Source organism: Escherichia sp. 93.1518 (assembly GCF_013368915.2).
Taxonomy (GTDB): domain Bacteria; phylum Pseudomonadota; class Gammaproteobacteria; order Enterobacterales; family Enterobacteriaceae; genus Escherichia; species Escherichia ruysiae.
In genome coordinates this window covers 88,508-109,536 of sequence record NZ_JABWMT020000010.1, presented here as the reverse complement: position 1 = coordinate 109,536, position 21,029 = coordinate 88,508, and the positions used below count along the sequence as shown (strand labels likewise).

Below are 21,029 nucleotides of genomic sequence, written 5' to 3'. Positions count from 1 at the left end.
CTTATTAGCTATAATGCGCAACAATTTTCTTAGAGTAAAAGTGACGATATGAATTCTCTGTTTGCCAGTACGGCCCGTGGGCTGGAAGAGCTGTTAAAAACTGAACTGGAAAACCTGGGGGCCGTTGAATGCCAGGTGGTTCAGGGTGGGGTCCATTTCAAGGGCGACACGCGGCTTGTATACCAGAGCCTGATGTGGAGCCGCCTGGCCTCGCGTATTATGTTGCCGCTGGGCGAGTGTAAGGTTTACAGCGATTTAGACCTCTATCTCGGCGTTCAGGCGATCAACTGGACAGAGATGTTTAATCCTGGCGCGACCTTTGCTGTCCACTTTAGCGGTCTGAATGACACTATCCGCAACAGCCAGTACGGCGCGATGAAAGTTAAAGACGCAATTGTTGATGCTTTCACGCGTAAAAATCTGCCGCGACCAAATGTTGATCGCGATGCGCCGGATATCCGCGTTAATGTCTGGCTACATAAAGAAACCGCCAGTATCGCTCTCGACTTAAGTGGTGATGGTTTGCATCTGCGTGGTTATCGTGACCGTGCCGGTATTGCGCCAATCAAAGAAACACTGGCGGCTGCCATTGTGATGCGATCCGGCTGGCAGCCAGGAACACCACTGCTTGACCCGATGTGTGGTTCCGGTACGTTGCTGATTGAAGCAGCGATGCTGGCGACCGACCGCGCGCCGGGCTTGCACCGTGGGCGTTGGGGCTTTAGCGGCTGGGCGCAGCACGACGAAGCCATCTGGCAGGAAGTGAAAGCGGAAGCGCAAACTCGTGCTCGTAAAGGTCTGGCAGAATACAGCTCTCATTTCTACGGTTCCGACAGCGATGCGCGGGTGATTCAACGTGCGCGTACTAACGCCCGCCTGGCGGGGATTGGCGAACTGATCACTTTTGACGTGAAAGATGTCGCGCAACTGACCAATCCGCTGCCAAAAGGACCGTATGGTACAGTACTGAGCAACCCGCCGTACGGCGAGCGTCTGGACAGCGAACCGGCGCTGATTGCGCTGCATAGTTTGTTGGGTCGAATCATGAAAAACCAGTTCGGTGGCTGGAATCTCTCTTTATTCAGCGCCTCACCGGATTTGTTAAGTTGTCTGCAATTGCGCGCAGACAAACAGTACAAGGCGAAAAATGGCCCGCTGGACTGCGTGCAGAAAAATTACCACGTTGCTGAAAGTACTCCGGACAGCAAACCGGCGATGGTGGCGGAAGATTACGCCAACCGTCTGCGTAAGAACCTGAAGAAATTCGAAAAATGGGCGCGTCAGGAAGGGATTGAATGTTATCGTCTGTATGACGCCGATTTGCCGGAATACAACGTCGCTGTTGACCGCTACGCCGACTGGGTGGTCGTGCAGGAGTACGCGCCGCCGAAGACCATCGATGCGCACAAAGCGCGTCAACGTCTGTTCGATATTATCGCTGCGACCATTTCGGTACTGGGGATTGCGCCAAACAAACTGGTGCTGAAAACCCGTGAACGCCAGAAAGGCAAAAATCAGTATCAGAAACTGGGCGAGAAGGGCGAGTTTCTTGAAGTCACCGAATATAACGCGCACCTGTGGGTGAACCTGACGGATTACCTCGATACGGGTTTGTTCCTCGATCACCGTATCGCCCGTCGTATGCTCGGTCAGATGAGTAAAGGCAAAGATTTCCTCAACCTTTTCTCCTATACCGGTAGCGCCACCGTGCACGCGGGCTTAGGCGGTGCGCGCAGCACCACCACGGTGGATATGTCGCGTACTTATCTGGAGTGGGCAGAACGCAACCTGCGTCTGAATGGCTTAACCGGTCGTGCGCATCGCCTGATTCAGGCCGATTGCCTGGCGTGGTTGCGTGAAGCTAATGAACAGTTCGATCTGATCTTTATCGATCCGCCAACCTTCTCTAACTCAAAACGAATGGAAGATGCGTTTGATGTTCAGCGCGATCATCTGGCGCTGATGAAAGATTTGAAACGTCTGCTGCGTGCAGGTGGGACGATCATGTTCTCGAACAACAAACGCGGCTTCCGTATGGATCTTGACGGACTGGCAAAACTGGGACTGAAAGCACAAGAAATTACGCAAAAAACGCTCTCCCAGGATTTCGCCCGTAACCGCCAGATCCACAACTGCTGGCTGATTACCGCAGCCTGAAAGGAATAGTAATGTCATTAATCAGTATGCATGGCGCATGGCTGTCGTTCAGCGACGCGCCGCTTCTCGATAACGCAGAACTGCATATCGAAGATAACGAACGTGTTTGTCTGGTGGGCCGCAACGGCGCAGGCAAATCGACGTTAATGAAAATCCTCAACCGTGAACAAGGGCTGGATGACGGTCGCATTATTTACGAGCAAGATTTGATTGTAGCTCGTCTGCAACAGGATCCGCCGCGTAACGTTGAGGGTAGCGTTTATGATTTCGTTGCCGAAGGCATTGAAGAACAAGCGGAATATCTGAAACGCTATCACGATATTTCGCGCCTGGTGATGAACGACCCGAGCGAGAAAAATCTCAACGAACTGGCGAAGGTTCAGGAACAGCTGGATCACCACAACCTGTGGCAGCTGGAAAACCGCATCAACGAAGTGCTGGCGCAACTGGGGTTAGATCCCAATGCTGCGCTGTCGTCACTTTCCGGCGGTTGGTTGCGTAAAGCGGCGTTGGGACGCGCGCTGGTGAGCAATCCGCGCGTGTTACTGCTTGACGAACCGACGAACCACCTGGATATCGAAACCATCGACTGGCTGGAAGGTTTCCTGAAAACCTTTAACGGGACGATTATTTTTATCTCCCACGACCGTTCGTTTATTCGCAATATGGCGACGCGTATTGTCGATCTCGATCGCGGCAAGCTGGTGACCTATCCAGGTAATTACGACCAGTATTTACTGGAAAAAGAAGAAGCCCTGCGCGTGGAAGAGCTGCAAAACGCCGAGTTCGACCGCAAACTGGCGCAGGAAGAGGTGTGGATCCGTCAGGGGATCAAAGCGCGTCGTACCCGTAACGAAGGTCGCGTGCGTGCATTGAAAGCGATGCGTCGTGAACGTAGCCAACGCCGCGAGGTAATGGGTACGGCAAAGATGCAGGTGGAAGAGGCCAGCCGCTCCGGTAAGATCGTTTTCGAAATGGAAGACGTTTGCTACCAGGTTGACGGCAAGCAACTGGTGAAAGATTTTTCTGCCCAGGTTCAACGTGGCGACAAAATTGCCCTGATTGGCCCGAATGGCTGTGGTAAAACCACGCTACTGAAACTGATGCTCGGTCAACTTCAAGCGGACAGCGGGCGTATTCATGTCGGCACCAAACTGGAAGTGGCTTACTTCGACCAACACCGCGCGGAACTCGATCCCGATAAAACGGTAATGGATAACCTGGCAGAAGGTAAGCAAGAGGTGATGGTTAACGGTAAACCACGCCACGTGCTGGGCTATTTGCAGGACTTCCTGTTCCATCCGAAACGAGCGATGACGCCGGTGCGTGCGCTTTCTGGCGGGGAACGTAACCGTCTGCTGCTAGCGCGCTTGTTCCTTAAGCCAAGCAATTTACTGATCCTCGACGAACCGACCAACGACCTTGACGTCGAAACGCTCGAACTGCTTGAAGAGCTAATCGACAGCTACCAGGGGACGGTGTTGTTAGTAAGCCACGATCGTCAGTTTGTCGATAACACCGTTACAGAATGCTGGATCTTCGAAGGCGGCGGCAAAATTGGTCGTTATGTTGGCGGTTATCATGATGCCCGTGGTCAGCAAGAACAGTATGTGGCGCTTAAACAGCCTGTAGTGAAAAAAACCGAAGAAGCGGCAGCGCCAAAAACAGAAACTGTAAAACGCAACACTAGCAAACTAAGCTATAAATTGCAGCGCGAACTGGAACAGCTTCCTCAATTGCTTGAAGATCTGGAATCGAAGCTGGAAGCCTTACAGGCGCAGGTGGCGGATGCCTCCTTCTTCAGCCAGTCTCATGAACATACGCAAAAAGTGCTCGCTGATCTGGCTGCTGCGGAGCAGGAGTTGGAGCAGGCTTTTGAACGCTGGGAGTATCTTGAAGCGTTAAAAAATGGTGGCTGATCGCAAAACAGTTGATTGATATAGAGGCTGATGACAAAGGTAAAATTGCCTGATGCGCTACGCTTATCAGGCATGGGGGAAACTATTTGTATTCTCTCAGACCGGTAAAGGCACCTATGCTGCATCCGGCATGAAAAAAGGACACTTTGTCAGCAATCTGTAGAATAGCGCATCATTAAGGAGTACCAATGTGCGAACATCATCATGCCGCGAAGCATATCTTATGCTCGCAGTGTGACATGCTGGTGGCATTACCCCACCTTGAGCATGGTCAGAAAGCGGCATGTCCTCGGTGTGGCACAACGTTAACCGTTGCGTGGGACGCGCCCCGGCAGCGTCCTACCGCCTATGCGTTGGCCGCACTGTTCATGCTGTTGCTGTCCAACTTATTCCCTTTTGTGAATATGAACGTCGCAGGAGTTACCAGTGAAATTACATTACTGGAAATTCCGGGCGTGCTGTTTTCTGAGGACTACGCCAGCCTCGGCACTTTTTTCTTGTTGTTTGTGCAACTGGTTCCTGCATTTTGCCTGATTACCATTCTGCTTCTGGTGAATCGCGCCGAATTACCGGTACGTCTGAAAGAGCAACTGGCACGGGTGCTCTTTCAACTCAAAACCTGGGGAATGGCAGAGATTTTCCTCGCGGGTGTGCTGGTCAGTTTCGTCAAACTGATGGCCTACGGCAGTATTGGTGTGGGCAGCAGTTTTCTCCCCTGGTGTTTATTTTGTGTGCTGCAACTGCGCGCCTTCCAGTGCGTTGATCGTCGCTGGTTGTGGGATGATATTGCGCCGATGCCAGAACTATTTAAGCCGTTAAAACCGGGCATTACGGGTATCCGACAAGGATTGCGCTCTTGCTCTTGCTGTACGGCGATCCTTCCCGCCGATGAAACGGTGTGCCCGCGTTGCGGCACGAAAGGATACGTTCGGCGCAGAAATAGCCTGCAATGGACGCTGGCGCTGCTTGTGACGTCCATCATGCTGTATCTCCCGGCTAATCTATTACCCATCATGGTGACCGATTTATTAGGTTCGAAGATGCCGTCGACGATTCTCGCCGGGGTCATCCTGTTGTGGAGTGAAGGTTCTTACCCTGTTGCTGCGGTTATCTTTTTAGCCAGTATCATGGTGCCAACGTTAAAGATGATCGCCATCGCATGGTTGTGCTGGGATGCCAAAGGGCACGGCAAGCGTGACAGCGAAAGAATGCATTTAATTTATGAAGTTGTTGAGTTTGTAGGCCGCTGGTCGATGATTGACGTTTTCGTGATTGCGGTGCTCTCGGCGCTGGTGCGTATGGGAGGTTTAATGAATATTTATCCGGCAATGGGTGCGTTAATGTTTGCTTTAGTCGTCATAATGACAATGTTTTCTGCGATGACGTTTGATCCACGCTTGTCGTGGGATCGTCAACCTGAATCAGTGCATGAGGAGTCCTGACAGTATGGAATCTAATAATGGGGAAGCCAAAATCCAGAAAGTGAAGAACTGGTCTCCCGTGTGGATATTTCCTATCGTCACGGCGCTTATAGGGGCGTGGGTTCTTTTTTATCATTACAGTCATCAGGGGCCGGAAGTTACCCTGATCACCGCGAATGCGGAAGGGATTGAGGGCGGCAAGACTACCATTAAAAGCCGTAGTGTTGACGTCGGCGTGGTCGAGAGCGCAACGCTAGCCGATGATTTGACGCACGTTGAAATCAAAGCGCGCCTGAATGCCGGTATGGAGAAGCTGCTGCATAAAGATACCGTCTTCTGGGTGGTAAAACCGCAGATAGGTCGAGAAGGTATTAGTGGCCTGGGCACACTGCTTTCCGGTGTGTATATCGAACTGCAACCGGGGGCGAAAGGCAGCAAACAGGCAAGTTATGATTTGCTCGATTCGCCACCGCTGGCACCGCCTGATGCGAAAGGTATTCGTGTGATTCTTGATAGCAAAAAGGCCGGACAACTCTCGCCGGGAGATCCGGTGCTGTTCCGTGGCTATCGGGTAGGTTCGGTTGAAACCAGCACCTTCGATACGCAAAAACGCAATATCAGCTATCAACTGTTCATCAATGCGCCTTATGACCGGTTGGTGACCGGCAATGTTCGCTTCTGGAAAGATAGTGGCATTGCGGTTGATCTGACGTCAGCGGGAATGCGCGTAGAGATGGGCTCGTTGACAACGCTACTCAGCGGCGGCGTCAGCTTTGACGTGCCGGAAGGTCTGGATTTAGGGCAGCCTGTTGCGCCGAAAACCGCATTCGTTTTGTATGACGACCAGAAGAGCATTCAGGATTCGCTATACACCGATCACATTGACTATCTGATGTTCTTTAAAGATTCGGTACGCGGCTTGCAGCCTGGCGCTCCGGTAGAATTCCGGGGTATTCGCCTGGGTACAGTAAGTAAAGTACCTTTCTTTGCGCCGAATATGCGTCAGACATTTAATGATGATTACCGTATTCCGGTACTCATTCGCATTGAACCGGAACGGCTGAAAATGCAGCTTGGCGAAAATGCGGATGTCGTTAAGCACCTTGGAGAGTTGTTGAAACGTGGTTTACGCGGATCGCTGAAGACCGGAAATCTGGTCACTGGCGCGCTCTATGTTGATCTCGATTTCTATCCAAATACGCCAGCAATAACCGGTATTCGTGAATTTAATGGTTATCAGATTATCCCGACCGTTAGCGGCGGTCTGGCGCAAATCCAGCAACGTCTGATGGAAGCATTAGATAAGATCAACAAGCTGCCGTTGAATCCGATGATTGAGCAGGCGACCAGTACGCTGTCTGAAAGCCAGCGCACGATGAAAAACCTGCAAGCGACGCTGGATAGCATGAACAAGATACTCGCCAGCCAGTCGATGCAGCAGTTGCCCACGGATATGCAGTCAACGTTGCGTGAGCTGAATCGCAGTATGCAGGGCTTCCAGCCTGGCTCCGCAGCCTACAACAAGATGGTGGCGGATATGCAGCGGCTTGATCAGGTGTTGCGTGAACTGCAACCGGTGCTGAAAACGCTTAATGAGAAGAGTAACGCGCTGGTATTTGAAGCGAAGGACAAAAAAGATCCAGAGCCGAAGAGGGCGAAACAATGAAAAAGTGGCTAGTGACGATTGCGGCACTGTGGCTGGCCGGATGCAGCTCCGGCGAGATCAATAAAAACTATTACCAGTTACCTGTTGTGCAGAGCGGTACGCAAAGTACCGCCAGCCAGGGCAATCGCCTGTTATGGGTAGAGCAAGTCGTTGTTCCAGATTATCTGGCGGGGAATGGGGTGGTTTATCAGACCAGTGATGTGAAGTATGTGATTGCCAATAACAACCTGTGGGCCAGCCCGCTGGATCAACAGTTGCGCAACACCCTGGTTGCTAATCTGAGTACGCAGCTCCCCGGTTGGGTGGTTGCCTCCCAGCCTCTGGGAAGCGCCCAGGACACGCTCAACGTAACCGTAACGGAGTTTAACGGTCGCTATGATGGCAAGGTCATTGTCAGTGGCGAGTGGCTGTTGAACCACCAGGGACAATTGATCAAACGACCGTTCCGTCTGGAAGGGGTGCAAAATCAGGATGGCTACGATGAAATGGTCAAAGTGCTGGCCAGTGTCTGGAGTCAGGAAGCCACTGCTATTGCGCAAGAGATAAAGCGTCTACCTTAATTATAAATATTTGTAAATATAACCGTCTCCGGCATGTAGCCTGAGGCGGTTTTTTTGTTTAATCCATCGAGAAAAACTTGTTCCGCTTCACATTTTTTGTACAACCAACATGCCTGTATGGCTCACAAATATGACAGTGGCGTGAATTTTGCGCATTGACGGCAGTTATGATTCGCGGTATTGCTTAACTGTGATTGCACATTTAGTAATCACTGTTTTCTTTTCCACCAGAAACCAGTATGAGGGAAACGAGGCATGAAGAGACAAAAACGAGATCGCCTGGAACGGGCACATCAACGTGGTTATCAGGCCGGCATCGCCGGACGCTCAAAAGAAATGTGTCCCTATCAGACGCTGAATCAAAGGTCACAATGGCTGGGAGGCTGGCGAGAAGCCATGGCGGACAGGGTAGTAATGGCCTGATTCTGTCTCTTTAAAAAGAAACCTCCGCAATGCGGAGGTTTCGCCTTTAATATGTAGCCTGATTTAAATCAGAATGCAGAAGTATCCTGGAACAGACCGACTTTCAGGTCGCTGGCGGTATAGATTAGACGACCATCTACCAGCACTTCGCCGTCTGCCAGACCCATGATCAAGCGACGGTTAACAATGCGTTTAAAGTGAATACGGTAGGTCACTTTTTTCGCGGTAGGTAGAACCTGACCAGTGAACTTCACTTCGCCTACACCCAGTGCGCGGCCTTTACCTTCGCCGCCCAGCCAGCCAAGGTAGAACCCTACCAGCTGCCACATCGCATCCAGACCCAGACATCCCGGCATTACCGGATCGCCGATGAAGTGGCAGCCGAAGAACCATAGGTCTGGATTGATATCCAGTTCTGCTTCGACATAGCCTTTGTCGAAGTTACCGCCAGTCTCGGTCATTTTGACCACTCGATCCATCATCAGCATGTTTGGTGCTGGCAATTGCGGGCCTTTAGCGCCAAACAGTTCTCCGCGACCAGAGGCAAGAAGGTCTTCTTTTGTATAGGATTCGCGTTTATCTACCATGTTCTCTGTAAGCCTTATTTTAGTGAAGCACGCAGGATAGCTAACACGTGTACGCTGAACAAGTCCGATCAGTTCGGAATAAACCAGTTCAGCCAACGTAATGGCCATGGAAAACGGTGACGTCCTTCCTGTTGCGATGCTTGCGCAATACGTTCCTGGATAGTTTGCATCAGCGTTGTCTGGCCTTCGCCATCCCACACAAGATTTAATAATAACGGCAGTGCGTCAGTCACATCGTCTACTGCCCAGATGGTGAATTTGCCTTCCTCTACCGCTTTCACAAGTTCACTGTGAAGACTTAAATGGCGAACGTTAGAGGTAGGGATAATGACACCTTGTTTCCCCGTTAACTCACGTTGCTGGCAAATCGCAAAGAAGCCTTCGATTTTCTCATTCAAACCACCGACCGGTTGGGCGCGACCGAACTGATCGACTGAACCCGTAATAGCGATACTCTGATTCACCGGCACATCGGCAAGGGCGCTTATCAGGGCGCAGAGTTCAGCCATCGAGGCACTATCGCCGTCCACTTCACTGTATGACTGCTCAAAAGTTAGCGATGCTGAGAAAGGGATCTGTTGCTCAAGCTGAAGCTCCGACATCAGGAACGCCTGCATGATCATCATCCCTTTAGCGTGTATGTTGCCGCCAAGCTCGGCTTTGCGTTCGATATCGGTAAACTCGCCATCACCTATATGCACAACGCAGCTAATGCGAGAAGGTTCGCCAAAAGCGCGCGGATGGCCCGGAAATTCGATGACCGAAAGGGCGTTAATTTGCCCGATGCGTTCGCCTTCGGTTTCAATCAGGATCTGCTCCTGAAGGATCTCATCCTGCATCCGTTCGGCGAGGAAACCTTCGCGCCATTCACGCTGCTGTAGCATTAAGTTTAGCAGCTCGCCGGAGAAGGTATCGCCATCGCACAAGGAAGCGACTTCTTTACACTGGCGGAGGATCCACTGCGGGCTAAGCGGCAGCGTTTCTTGTTCACCGGTGTAGCGGACGGCTTCGCGGATAAGTACCGGCCAGGCATCAGTTCCCGGCGCAGGCAAGTGGTTATGTCTGGCGGTGAATGTCACCCAGCGACACCACTGGCTTACTGACTCGGCGTCGATAATCTGAAGGGTATCTTCAAATTCACTATAAATAGCCTGCTCAGAGAGTTCTGGCTCCATCTCCTGGAAATCGGCCAATGATTCGCGTTCGCCGACCAGAACGACTTTCAGCTTCAGTGGCATTGAAGGAACGGAGACAGGGAGAGGACGCGACTCATCAAACGCTACCCAGTCAAAATATTCGCGGTTAACGATATTTTTCAGCCGCATCCACAGCAGAGGTTGCGCCAGCAGAGTACGCAAAGAGATGATGAGAATACCGCCATTTGCCTGATGCACCAGGCCTGGCTGCAAGGTAATGTCGCCATTAAACTGGCGCAGGCAGCCAAAGAGTTGTTCTGCTTCTACCCAGTCGGCAGCGACAACCTGCGTTAAAGTCGCAAAATTATCATCTGCGCTAATTGCGTTACGTAAGCGAATGGTGTGGCCGGAAATCTCATAATGACCGCCCACCAGTTGGCCTGCATCGCTTTGTAGCGCACGTGCGGCATCGGCAATAAGATTCAGATACTCAGACTCATTCGGGGCCTTTGCCAGCATAAAAGAGGAGGATGCTCGCGTATGCAGTAGCTGTTCCAGCGCAAATTGCAGTCGCGGTTGAGTATCACTGAATAAAGGATCGTTTTCGTCAATCAAATGTGGCTGTGCAAATACTTCCTGATAGCTTTCGGTATCAGGCACTAAGTCACGCCATGCAAGTTTCGTAATGGTCAAAGTTGATGTTTTTTAGTCTGTTGTCAAAGATGCGATTATACCGTAACCGGCACTTCAGCACACGTGGAAAGCGATGACAAAAGACCTGTCGTGCGCGCGAAAGCTCACAGGATGGAGATTCTTTTCATCACACAGTTAAAAAACTGATATTCTGTAAAGAGTTACACGGTAACATTGAGATCGCTATGAAATATCAACAACTTGAAAATCTGGAAAGCGGTTGGAAATGGAAGTATCTGGTGAAGAAACACCGTGAAGGGGAGTTAATTACCCGTTACGTAGAAGCCAGTGCCGCCCAGGAAGCCGTTGACGTGTTGCTATCGCTGGAAAATGAACCCGTGCTGGTAAATGGCTGGATTGACAAGCATATGAATCCCGAGCTGGTCAATCGCATGAAGCAGACAATTCGGGCCAGACGGAAACGCCATTTTAATGCGGAACATCAGTACACGCGTAAGAAATCAATCGATCTGGAATTTATTGTCTGGCAACGGCTGGCAGGTCTTGCACAGCGGCGCGGTAAAACACTTTCCGAAACGATTGTCCAGCTGATTGAAGATGCGGAAAACAAAGAGAAATATGCAAATAAAATGTCTTCTTTGAAGCAGGATTTGCAGGCCTTACTGGGTAAGGAATAACTTGCCAGGGTTATTTACTTTATTGAAGACGAAAAAAAACCCCGCATGAAGCGGGGTTTTTTACCAGACGAGAACTTAAGCCTGCGGCTGAGTTACAACGTCTTTGATGCCTTTAACTTCGATCTCTACGCGACGATCCGGAGCCAGGCAGTCAATCAGTGCAGCGCGTTGTTTCACGTTGTCACAGGTGTTGCCGGTAACCGGGTTGGATTCGCCCATACCACGTGCGGAGATCTTGTCAGACGGGATACCTTTAGAGATCAGGTAATCAACGACGGACTGAGCACGACGCTCGGACAGACCCTGGTTGTAAGCATCAGAACCGATGCGGTCAGTGTAACCCAGAACAACTACGGAACCGTCTTTCGGATCCAGGTTGCTCAGCTGGCTGTACAGCTGATCCAGAGCAGCCTGACCTTCCGGTTTCAGGGTTGCTTTGTTGAAATTGAACAGAACGTCAGACTTCAGAGTGAAGTGCTTGGTCTGTACTTCTGGAGCCGGAGCCGGAGCCGGAGCAACTACCGGAGCTGCTTCGCCCTGACCGAAACGGTAGGAAACACCCAGGCTCAGCAGACCGTTGTCCGGACGAGTACCGATGGTGTGTGCGTCACCGATGTTGTTGGTCCACTGGTATTCCAGACGGGTAGCGATTTCAGGAGTGATCGCGTACTCAACACCACCTGCGAATACCGGGGAAACGCCGGTGTCGTGGTCTTTAAAGGATGCGCCACCAGGTACGTTAGCCTTGGTGTCTGCACGCCATACCATACCACCCAGACGAGTGTAGATGTCCAGATCGTCAGTGATTGGGTAACCCAGTTTAGCGGTCAGCTGAACGCCCTGAGCTTTGTATGCGCCATTGATGTTGTCGCCTTTGTACGGCATACGACCTAACCAGTCGTAACCCATTTCAAAGCCAACATACGGGTTAACCTGGTAACCACCAAAAGCACCTGCACCCAGTTGGTTTTCGTGGGTCGGACCATTGTTAGGAATGAAACCAGTGTCATGGTACTGGGACCAGCCCAGTTTAGCACCAGTGTACCAGGTGTTATCTTTCGGAGCGGCCTGCGCTACGGTAGCGAAACCAGCCAGTGCCACTGCAATCGCGATAGCTGTCTTTTTCATTTTTTGCGCCTCGTTATCATCCAAAATACGCCATGAATATCTCCAACGAGATAACACGGTTAAATCCTTCACCGGGGATCTGCTCAATATTAACTCTACCGATATCTTCGGCTTATGCCGAGCACCCCTGGCGATGTAAAGTCTACAACGTAGTTGAAAACTTACAAGTGTGAACTCCGTCAGGCATATGAAAAAAAAGATTTGTATAAGGCGCGTTTAACCTTTTTTGTTAACGACACTTTACAGCATAAAATCGCGGAAACCGCTTCAGACAAGCCTCCGCAGGGAAAGTTAGCCATGAGTGAAATCGTCAGACGGGCGATAAAAAAAGTTCCAGGATTAATCCTAAATTTACTTAATGATACAAATTAGAGTGAATCTTTACCCCGGAAAGTTGTCTCGTGGCGTGAGAGGATGTGCTCACTGGACGCATAATAAACCCCATTGCGTTACCTTCATTAGCGGCATCCACAAGCTCTGCATGTTCTTCTTCTGTCAGATCATCTGTTAACCAACCGATCACCACGCTGTAATTTCCCGTGCGTAAAGCGCGAACCATTGATTCCACTGTATGGCAAGGGGAAAGCTGGTTTATCTGCATCACTTTCGTTAAAGGTAGTCCAGCGGCCTGAACCCATTCACGACTCAGTTTTTGTTTTGGTGTTAACCATAGTTGCCAACGTGATTGCTGGCCGAGTTGCTGCAACAATGGCAAAAGCAGCAGTTGCGTCATCATGGGCTGATCTTCGCGATAGACAACTTCACTAATTAGCCCGGCTGTTGTGTTTTCCGTGGAGACACGCGCAATTTTGTTTGCTGCGGATGAGAACAACGAAGAACGATGTGCATAGCCTGAAGTGTACATAATCAATCCAGCCCCGTGAGTTGCTGTATGAATATACAGTACATCCAGTGGCAACAAAGATCAACCCTAATTTCGGAAAGAGCCTCGCAAATTTTGTCGTTGGTGACCTGAAAACTTAAATTAATCTTGCCCCTTGATAATAAGTTGCCTATTTTCGTATTTAACGGATCCGTTAATGTGAATCATTCTTTTATATTATGATTTTAAAAGGAATTTTATGAAAAGCCTCTCTTATAAGCGGATCTATAAGTCACAAGAATACCTGGCTACGCTGGGCACTATTGAATACCGATCATTGTTTGGTAGTTACAGTCTGACCGTTGATGACACGGTATTTGCAATGGTTTCTGATGGCGAGTTGTATCTTCGGGCTTGTGAACAAAGTGCACAATACTGTGTAAAACATCCGCCAGTATGGCTGACATATAAAAAGTGTGGGCGGTTTGTTACCCTCAATTACTACCGGGTCGATGAAAGCCTATGGCGAAATCAACAAAAGCTGGTGCGCCTGTCGAAATATTCTCTGGACGCTGCGCTTAAAGAGAAAAGTACGCGCAATATCCGGCAACGGCTGAAAGATTTACCCAATATGTCTTACCATCTTGAGGCTATTCTTGGGGAAGTGGGGATTAAGGATGTACGGGCGTTACGTATTCTTGGGGCGAAAATGTGTTGGTTGCGACTGCGGCAACAGAACAGTCTGGTGACAGAAAAAATCTTATTTATGCTTGAAGGCGCAATTCTCGGTATTCATGAAGCTGCGCTCCCGGTGGCACGCCGCCAGGAGCTTGCAGAATGGGCAGATTCAATTACGCCGAAACAGGAGTTTCCTGCGGAACTTGAGTAATTCTGCGCTGCAGACGACCAATTTCTGGTAGTAATGCAATCAATAATCCGACTTGCTGTACAACCAGAGGTTCTTTGCTGTCTGCCCGTGGTTCAAGTTGCTGCATCTGTTGTTTCAGGTCAGCTAATGCCTGATTGACGCGTTCTTCATCGTCTGGTTGATGATGTAGCGCGTCATCCACATAGCAGACTGCGTCATCAAGAAACGCCAGAATTTCAGGGTTAGTTAACTGCTCACGGTGTGCGCCGAGGGCAGAAATGTAACTGGTAAACGTATGGTTAAGGCACAGTAACCGGAACGCGTCCTCGCGAATTTGCGGTGTGACATTCGGTTCGCTGGACATATTCGACACCACCGACGCCAGCTCTGCATCACGATTGTGCGCATCGCGACGAGCAATACGATATGCCAGACGGTTATCGCGCCCCTGGTGGTATTGTTCGAGAATAGCATCGAGATAACGGCAGTTAGCATCGGTTGCGCGCTCAAGCATTCGGGGCAGATTACGAAACCGCCAGTCTGGCCAGATGTAACTTACCGCAGCCCATGCAATGGCACATCCGATCAGCGTATCGATTACGCGAGGCAATGCCACTTCAAAACCTTCACCCAGCAAGTTAAAGCACAGTAGCACCAGAAGCGTAATGAACATTGTTGCATGAGCGTATTGCACGTTACGGAAGGCAAAAAAGAGAACACCGGTAATAACCAGCAGCACCAGCTGCCCTTCCAGTGATGGCACAAACCACAGCACAGGAATGCCAATGGCGATACCTACCAGCGTACCAATAATCCTTAACTTCAGGCGGTGGCGCGTGGCGTTATAGTTTGGCTGGCAGACAAACAAACTTGTCAGCAAGATCCAATACCCGTGATGCATTCCGGTTATCTGAATGATGGCGTAGCCGAAGCACAACACCAGCGACATTCTTACCGCATGACGGAAGAGGGCGGATTCCGGCGTGAAGTGACGGCTAAGACGCAGCCAGATATCACTCAATCCGTGCGGGCTGTCATCAGCGAGCTCATTTTCGTCATTATTATGGGGTAGTGCCTGGGCCTGTTCTGATTCAATTGTTGCCAGTTGGGCATCAATGGCGCGTAAATTGTTCAGCAAAAATCCCAGTGTTTTGAGTAAATCAGCAGGCGCGCCGTTATCGCGCATCCGCTCCAGCGCAGCATCAATATGCGTAAAAGCGCGCTCAAAATGCGGATCATGTTGATAAAGCTGACGCAACAAAATACAGCGTGACAGTTGCTGGCACGCCTGGCCTTGCATCGACATCAGCCGCTGAAAACGGAACAGCACGTCGCTGTGACGAAAATGTTCACGTAATGTTTGATACTGAATATGAGAAGAGCTGGCACGCTCGTGAATATCCTGCGCGACAAAGTAATAATGCAGTGTGCGACGCGTTCCCCGTTGACCACGATCGCCACGTAAGCGGGTCAGCAGCGAGAGTTTCGTCTGATTCAATGTCGCCATCAGCTGACCGTTGGCGAGAGCCAAATCGTACAGCGGTGCCTGGCTTTCATCTTCAATATCAGGATCAAACATGCGCGACTTGAGCTCAAGATAACGCGCCAGTTGTTCATAGCAACGCGCCAGGTTGTCCTGCAGCGGGCGGACCGGGAACAGCAGATGACCAATAAGTGTCAGGACGTTGTACCAGACGGCACCGGCCAGCAGATACATCGGCTGCTGATACCAGTGCTCATACAGAGACGTTCCCAGCATGGTGTAGATAGCGATCAGCAACGCGCCAAAAGCGATTGTTGCATAGCGTTGACCCAGACCGCCGAGCAAAATGAAACCGCTGGTGGAGAGCGTTAAGCCAATGGCAAACAGCCAGGGCCAGGGAAACAGCAATTCTACCGAGGCCGAGGCGATAAAAAAGCAGAATAGCGTAATGATAAGGTTACGCAGACGCCCAGCCAGTCGGTCGTCGAGATCGGTCAGCGCCGCTGCCACCATCCCCAGGGTCAGCGGAATCGTCAGTTTTACATCACCCAGCCACCACGGAAATGCAGTAGTACCACAAAGCGCAATAAAAATACGCGCGTAATACAGCCAGGCGCTGTTCCAGGTATAGCGTTTGAGCAAAGGACTTAGCATAAAAGCCATAATGTTAGATTATTCAAAACGACGTCGCGCATTGGCTTCACGCGCAGCACGAGCTGTTTCCACAGAAACTACGCGGCGACCGACTGGCCACAGTGCAATAGCGGCAATTTTAAAATTCGCAATGCCAACCGGAATGCCAATGATGGAAATGCATTGTGCGATACCTGTCGCAATGTGCATCAGGCATAACCACCAGCCAAAGAAAATCAGCCAGAAAATATTCAGTACCGTACCGCCAGTATTCAGCAGCACATTTTTACCTGCCGGATTCAGTTCATCGACATGAATGGCCTCATTGCCATAAGGCACCAGAGACAGTTTGGTGATCTCCCAGCAGGATCGTGTCAGCGGTAAGGTAAAAATCAGCACAATACTGACCAGGGTCGCCAACAGCCAGCCCAGAGTGGTGGCAAATCCGCCAAGCACAAAGTTCAGAATGTTCAAAACGGTACGCATAAAACCTCGCTTTACTGTGGTTTTCAGTAATGGGCGGCAATTGTAACGTTTTTTTGGGCTGGAGCACGTTTTCTCTGACGGTTACACTGATAAGAAATAACATCGTGTGGATCTACAGAGTCATGGAACTGAAAGCGACAACTCTTGGCAAACGTCTGGCACAGCACCCTTACGATCGGGCGGTGATCCTCAATGCCGGGATAAAAGTCTCCGGCGATCGTCACGAATATCTCATTCCTTTCAATCAATTACTGGCGATTCACTGTAAACGCGGTCTGGTATGGGGTGAGCTGGAATTTGTACTGTCTGATGAAAAAGTAGTGCGTCTGCACGGCACCGAATGGGGTGAGACGCAGCGTTTTCACCGTCATCTTGATGCTCTCTGGCGGCGCTGGAGCGAAGAGATGAGCGAAATTGCGGCTGGTGTATTACAGCAGCAATTGGATCTTATTGCCGCGCGCACCAACGATAATAAATGGCTGACGCGGGAGCAAACTTCTGGCGTGCAGCAACAAATCCGCCAGGCTTTGTCGGCGTTGCCGTTGCCGGTCAATCGACTGGAAGAATTCGATAACTGCCGTGAGGCGTGGCGCAAATGTCAGGCCTGGTTGAAAGATATTGAAGGCGCTCGGTTGCAGCATAATCAGGCGTATACCGAAGCCATGCTTAACGAGTATGCGGATTTTTTCCGTCAGGTTGAATCTTCACCACTTAATCCGGCACAGGCTCGGGCAGTCGTTAATGGCGAACATTCCCTGTTAGTGCTGGCAGGCGCAGGAAGCGGTAAAACGTCGGTGCTGGTAGCGCGTGCAGGCTGGTTGCTGGCGCGTGGTGAAGCGTCCCCTGAGCAAATTTTATTGCTGGCGTTTGGTCGCAAAGCCGCTGAGGAGATGGACGAGCGTATTCGCGAACGGCTGCATACCGAAGACATTACCGCACGCACGTTTCATTCACTGGCGCTGCATATTATTCAGCAATGTAGCAAAAAAGTACCCACAGTCAGCAAACTGGAAAATGACACCGCTTCCCGGCATGAACTCTTTATTGCTGAGTGGCGCAAGCAATGCAGCGAGAAGAAAGCGCAGGCGAAGGGCTGGCGGCAATGGCTGACGGAAGAAATGCAGTGGTCAGTGCCAGAAGGTAACTTCTGGGATGATGAAAAATTACAGCGTCGTCTTGCCTCTCGCCTCGATCGCTGGGTAAGTCTGATGCGGATGCACGGCGGTGCACAGGCAGAAATGATTGCCAGCACGCCCGAAGAAATCCGTGATCTGTTCAGCAAACGAATCAAGTTAATGGCTCCGTTGCTGAAAGCCTGGAAAGGTGCGCTGAAAGCAGAAAACGCCGTCGATTTTTCTGGCCTTATTCATCAGGCGATTGCTCTCCTTGAGAAAGGTCGCTTTATCAGCCCGTGGAAACATATTCTGGTTGATGAGTTTCAGGATATCTCGCCGCAGCGCGCAGCGTTGTTAGCGGCATTACGCAAGCAAAACAGTCAGACGACGTTGTTTGCCGTTGGCGATGACTGGCAGGCGATTTACCGCTTCAGCGGTGCACAAATGTCGCTCACCACGGCTTTCCATGAAAACTTTGGTGACGGCGATCGCTGTGATTTAGACACGACTTACCGTTTTAACAGCCGTATCGGTGAGGTGGCTAATCGGTTTATTCAGCAGAACCCGAGTCAGTTGAAAAAGCCGCTAAACAGTTTAATCGCTGGCGATAAAAAGGCCGTCACGTTATTGGATGAGAGCCAGCTTGATGCGTTGCTGGATAAGCTCTCTGGTTACGCTAAACCGGAAGAGCGCATCCTGGTTCTGGCGCGTTACCACCACATGAAGCCCGCCAGCCTGGAAAAAGCGGCAACGCGCTGGCCGAAGTTGCAAATCGATTTTATGACTATTCATGCCAGCAAAGGGCAACAGGCGGATTACGTGATTATTGTTGGCTTGCAGGAGGGGAGTGATGGCTTCCCGGCCGTGGCACGTGAGTCGATTATGGAAGAGGCGCTACTGCCGCCGGTTGAGGATTTCCCGGACGCCGAAGAACGACGGTTAATGTACGTTGCGTTGACCCGCGCACGACATCGGGTATGGGCGCTGTTCAACAAAAACAATCCTTCCCCCTTTGTGGAAATACTGAAAAATCTGGATGTGCCGGTGGTGAGAAAACCGTAAGAAACAGGTGGCGTTTGCCACCTGTGCAATATTATTTCAGGCGATCCGCGAGATAACGCTGATAATCGGGGATCAGGATATCTACCGCGTCGTTGAAATGCGGCGACTGGATAATGAAATCAGCCGTTGCCACGTTGGTGGCGACCGGAATGTTCCACACCGTCGCCAGACGCAGCAACGCTTTCACGTCAGGATCGTGCGGCACGGCATTTAGTGGATCCCAGAAGAAAATCAGCACATCAATTTTCCCTTCCGAAATCAATGCGCCCACCTGCTGGTCACCGCCCATTGGGCCGCTCAACATGGCGTTAACATTCATACCGGTAGCGCGGGAAATTAAGTTACCCGTGGTGCCCGTTGCATAAAGTTCGTGCTGTTCCAGTAATGGTTGATGCCGTTCCACCCAGCTCATGAGCATTTGTTTACAGTGATCGTGTGCCACCAGCGCAATATGTTTCCGCGCTGGTAAAGTGCGAGTCGTCAGTTCCATAATTTACATCCATAGTTAACTTTCCTACAGATTACTGTAAGCACTTATCGCTGCAAGATAAAGACCGAAAAAGCCTGCGCACAGGCACAAAAATCTCAGGAAGATGGTTGTTTTTCCGCCCATTGCAGGAAGTTATTGCGCGTTTGCGGATCTGCCAGTTTAAACCAATACTTCAGCCGTTGTTCAGTGAGCACCTGGGACTGTGGCGGAATAGCATCCAGTTCGGAAACACCAGAAAGCAGTGTACTGTCATCTGCCATCATGGTGGCAAATTGCGGTAGAGAAGCGCGTTTCGCGGATTTGTTATAACGCTCGACCTCGACTTCATAATCAATCGTTTTTGCGGTTGAAGTAATAGCCAGAATATCCAGCTTTACCGGAATCGGCGTCGCATCGCCATCTAACAATTCAAGGCGCGGCGTTGTGTCGAAATGGTTGGCTTCCCGTTCATTCTCCAGGCGTGGCAGGCGAAAGTTCACCTGGCTAATGAGCTGTGTATTAAAACTGACGACCAGCGGCGGAGAGATATAAAGCCGTTCTTCACTACTGGAAAGATGGATAGTTTTCTCGACGCGAAACACTAACTGATGCGGTCCATTATCCAGTTCAATGCTGTCCGCACCGCGCAGCAAAGAGCTTGAAACCTTCTTGCCGTCGAGTACCAGAAGATCAATATCGCTGGACAGCCGTAGCGTGGTGGCAAAAACGGATACCGGCAAACATAATGCAATCAAGGTGGTCAAAATGCCGGTTTTCATAGATAGCTCCTGTCTAATGACCGCCTGAATAATAATGTATCAAAATTTTTCTTTAATCATACTTACTAACATATAGACATGTTTTCCGCTTTTGCTCTCATTCATTCGTATTAGCTGCATGGTTGGTATGTTGGGATTGTCGTACACTTTGATAAATAGTCTGGAGGAAATGATGAAAGAGACCGATATTGCAGCCATTTTAACGTCCACTCATACCATTGCGCTGGTAGGGGCAAGTGATAAACCCGACCGTCCAAGTTATCGCGTGATGAAATACTTGCTTGATCAGGGCTATCACGTCATCCCGGTCTCACCTAAAGTCGCCGGTAAAACGCTGCTGGGTCAGCAGGGCTACGGCACGCTGGCAGAAGTTCCGGAAAAAGTCGATATGGTCGATGTTTTCCGTAATTCAGAAGCCGCGTGGGGCGTGGCGCAGGAAGCTATCGCCATTGGGGCAAAAACCTTATGGATGCAGCTAGGAGTGATTAATGAGCAAGCGGCAGTACTGGCACGTGATGCCGGGTTACAGGTAGTTATGGATCGCTGTCCGGCAATTGAGATCCCTCGCCTGGGGCTGGCTAAATAAAAAATACCCGGAAGGTTTTTGCCTTCCGGGTATTTGTATGGGGATTAGTTACGCAGACGCGGCGCCTGGAGTTGTTTGCGGATGGTCTGCGCCAGCTCATCCATAGATGGCTGTTCAGGATGTTCATCCTGCAATTCGCTACTTAGCTGGGCTTCAGCCAGGTAGGTATGAACCGGTAGGCCGTTGTCATCCTCCATCACCACGTGATACCACGGAGCGGCGCGAAGCTCATCGTTCACCGCCAGCTCATCAGGCGACGGTTCAGAGAGCGAATAAACCGGGTCGATATCCACGACCACTCCGAGATAACCTAACAGGGAATGGCGGACCTGCTGGCCGATACCGAATTTGCTGGCAATCATAGTCACCTCCCGGGAAATCTTCACCTTTGATATAA

Annotated in this window: 19 protein-coding genes; 10 read left to right on the top strand and 9 right to left on the bottom strand. The window is 50.6% G+C overall.

Annotated features, from left to right (window positions below):
• Nucleotides 1-48: 48 nt before the first annotated feature.
• The 6 genes from rlmKL to rmf all read left to right on the top strand — a co-directional run bounded on the left by rlmKL (nt 49) and on the right by rmf (nt 8,146).
• Nucleotides 49-2,157, top strand: a complete 2,109-nt coding sequence (gene rlmKL / locus HEN21_RS09775; RefSeq protein WP_105287154.1) for a bifunctional 23S rRNA (guanine(2069)-N(7))-methyltransferase RlmK/23S rRNA (guanine(2445)-N(2))-methyltransferase RlmL — start codon at nt 49-51, stop codon at nt 2,155-2,157.
• An 11-nt stretch (nt 2,158-2,168) separates the two neighbouring features.
• Nucleotides 2,169-4,076 (top strand): ABC transporter ATP-binding protein, encoded by a 1,908-nt coding sequence (locus HEN21_RS09770; protein WP_105284927.1) that lies wholly within the window; start codon nt 2,169-2,171, stop codon nt 4,074-4,076.
• Between the two features lie 188 nt (nt 4,077-4,264).
• Nucleotides 4,265-5,518, top strand: coding sequence for a membrane integrity-associated transporter subunit PqiA (gene pqiA / locus HEN21_RS09765; protein ID WP_176252267.1), 1,254 nt, complete (start codon nt 4,265-4,267; stop codon nt 5,516-5,518).
• Nucleotides 5,519-5,522: 4 nt separating this feature from the next.
• Nucleotides 5,523-7,163, top strand: coding sequence for an intermembrane transport protein PqiB (gene pqiB / locus HEN21_RS09760; RefSeq protein WP_000445526.1), 1,641 nt, complete (start codon nt 5,523-5,525; stop codon nt 7,161-7,163).
• Nucleotides 7,160-7,723, top strand: coding sequence for a membrane integrity-associated transporter subunit PqiC (gene pqiC / locus HEN21_RS09755; protein ID WP_000759127.1), 564 nt, complete (start codon nt 7,160-7,162; stop codon nt 7,721-7,723). The genes pqiB and pqiC overlap by 4 nt, the downstream gene beginning before the upstream one ends.
• Nucleotides 7,724-7,978: 255 nt before the next feature.
• Entirely contained in the window at nt 7,979-8,146 is a 168-nt protein-coding gene (rmf, locus tag HEN21_RS09750) for a ribosome modulation factor (protein WP_000828648.1), read from the top strand.
• A 68-nt stretch (nt 8,147-8,214) separates the two neighbouring features.
• Here the strand turns inward: rmf and fabA are convergent, their stop codons facing one another.
• Together fabA and HEN21_RS09740 are read right to left on the bottom strand one after the other, a co-directional pair.
• Nucleotides 8,215-8,733, bottom strand: a complete 519-nt coding sequence (gene fabA, locus HEN21_RS09745; RefSeq protein WP_000227927.1) for a bifunctional 3-hydroxydecanoyl-ACP dehydratase/trans-2-decenoyl-ACP isomerase — start codon at nt 8,731-8,733, stop codon at nt 8,215-8,217.
• Between the two features lie 68 nt (nt 8,734-8,801).
• On the bottom strand, nt 8,802-10,562 hold the full coding sequence (locus HEN21_RS09740; protein ID WP_176252268.1) for an AAA family ATPase: 1,761 nt from the start codon (nt 10,560-10,562) through the stop codon (nt 8,802-8,804).
• A gap of 185 nt (nt 10,563-10,747) precedes the next feature.
• Between HEN21_RS09740 and matP the strand changes: the two genes are divergently transcribed.
• A complete protein-coding gene (matP, locus tag HEN21_RS09735) occupies nt 10,748-11,200 on the top strand; it encodes a macrodomain Ter protein MatP (RefSeq protein WP_000877169.1) in 453 nt (150 codons plus the stop codon).
• 75 nt (nt 11,201-11,275) lie between these two features.
• On the opposite strand, the gene ompA is transcribed toward matP, so the two are convergent.
• Entirely contained in the window at nt 11,276-12,328 is a 1,053-nt protein-coding gene (ompA, locus tag HEN21_RS09730) for a porin OmpA (protein WP_016158018.1), read from the bottom strand.
• A gap of 355 nt (nt 12,329-12,683) precedes the next feature.
• A complete protein-coding gene (sulA, locus tag HEN21_RS09725; RefSeq protein WP_000288696.1) occupies nt 12,684-13,193 on the bottom strand; it encodes an SOS-induced cell division inhibitor SulA in 510 nt (169 codons plus the stop codon).
• A 217-nt stretch (nt 13,194-13,410) separates the two neighbouring features.
• On the opposite strand from sulA, the gene sxy reads away from it, so the two are divergent.
• Nucleotides 13,411-14,040: a CRP-S regulon transcriptional coactivator Sxy gene (sxy, locus tag HEN21_RS09720; RefSeq protein ID WP_000839140.1), complete on the top strand. Its 630-nt coding sequence runs from the start codon at nt 13,411-13,413 to the stop codon at nt 14,038-14,040.
• Here sxy and yccS read toward each other — a convergent pair.
• Nucleotides 14,003-16,165: a YccS family putative transporter gene (gene yccS, locus HEN21_RS09715; RefSeq protein ID WP_176252269.1), complete on the bottom strand. Its 2,163-nt coding sequence runs from the start codon at nt 16,163-16,165 to the stop codon at nt 14,003-14,005. The genes sxy and yccS overlap by 38 nt on opposite strands.
• Nucleotides 16,166-16,174: 9 nt before the next feature.
• Complete coding sequence (locus HEN21_RS09710; RefSeq protein WP_001261238.1) at nt 16,175-16,621, bottom strand: YccF domain-containing protein; 447 nt, start codon at nt 16,619-16,621, stop codon at nt 16,175-16,177.
• 122 nt (nt 16,622-16,743) lie between these two features.
• Between HEN21_RS09710 and helD the strand changes: the two genes are divergently transcribed.
• On the top strand, nt 16,744-18,798 hold the full coding sequence (helD, locus tag HEN21_RS09705; protein ID WP_176252309.1) for a DNA helicase IV: 2,055 nt from the start codon (nt 16,744-16,746) through the stop codon (nt 18,796-18,798).
• Between the two features lie 31 nt (nt 18,799-18,829).
• Here the strand turns inward: helD and mgsA are convergent, their stop codons facing one another.
• Nucleotides 18,830-19,288: a methylglyoxal synthase gene (gene mgsA / locus HEN21_RS09700; protein WP_000424179.1), complete on the bottom strand. Its 459-nt coding sequence runs from the start codon at nt 19,286-19,288 to the stop codon at nt 18,830-18,832.
• A gap of 95 nt (nt 19,289-19,383) precedes the next feature.
• Nucleotides 19,384-20,046 (bottom strand): DUF2057 family protein, encoded by a 663-nt coding sequence (locus tag HEN21_RS09695; RefSeq protein WP_000847775.1) that lies wholly within the window; start codon nt 20,044-20,046, stop codon nt 19,384-19,386.
• Between the two features lie 172 nt (nt 20,047-20,218).
• Here HEN21_RS09695 and HEN21_RS09690 point away from each other — a divergent pair, with 172 nt between their 5' ends.
• Nucleotides 20,219-20,632 (top strand): CoA-binding protein, encoded by a 414-nt coding sequence (locus HEN21_RS09690; RefSeq protein WP_010348869.1) that lies wholly within the window; start codon nt 20,219-20,221, stop codon nt 20,630-20,632.
• Between the two features lie 44 nt (nt 20,633-20,676).
• Here the strand turns inward: HEN21_RS09690 and hspQ are convergent, their stop codons facing one another.
• The gene (gene hspQ, locus HEN21_RS09685; protein ID WP_001295356.1) at nt 20,677-20,994 is read right to left on the bottom strand and encodes a heat shock protein HspQ; all 318 of its coding nucleotides are present in this window, start codon (nt 20,992-20,994) and stop codon (nt 20,677-20,679) included.
• Nucleotides 20,995-21,029 lie beyond the last annotated feature (35 nt).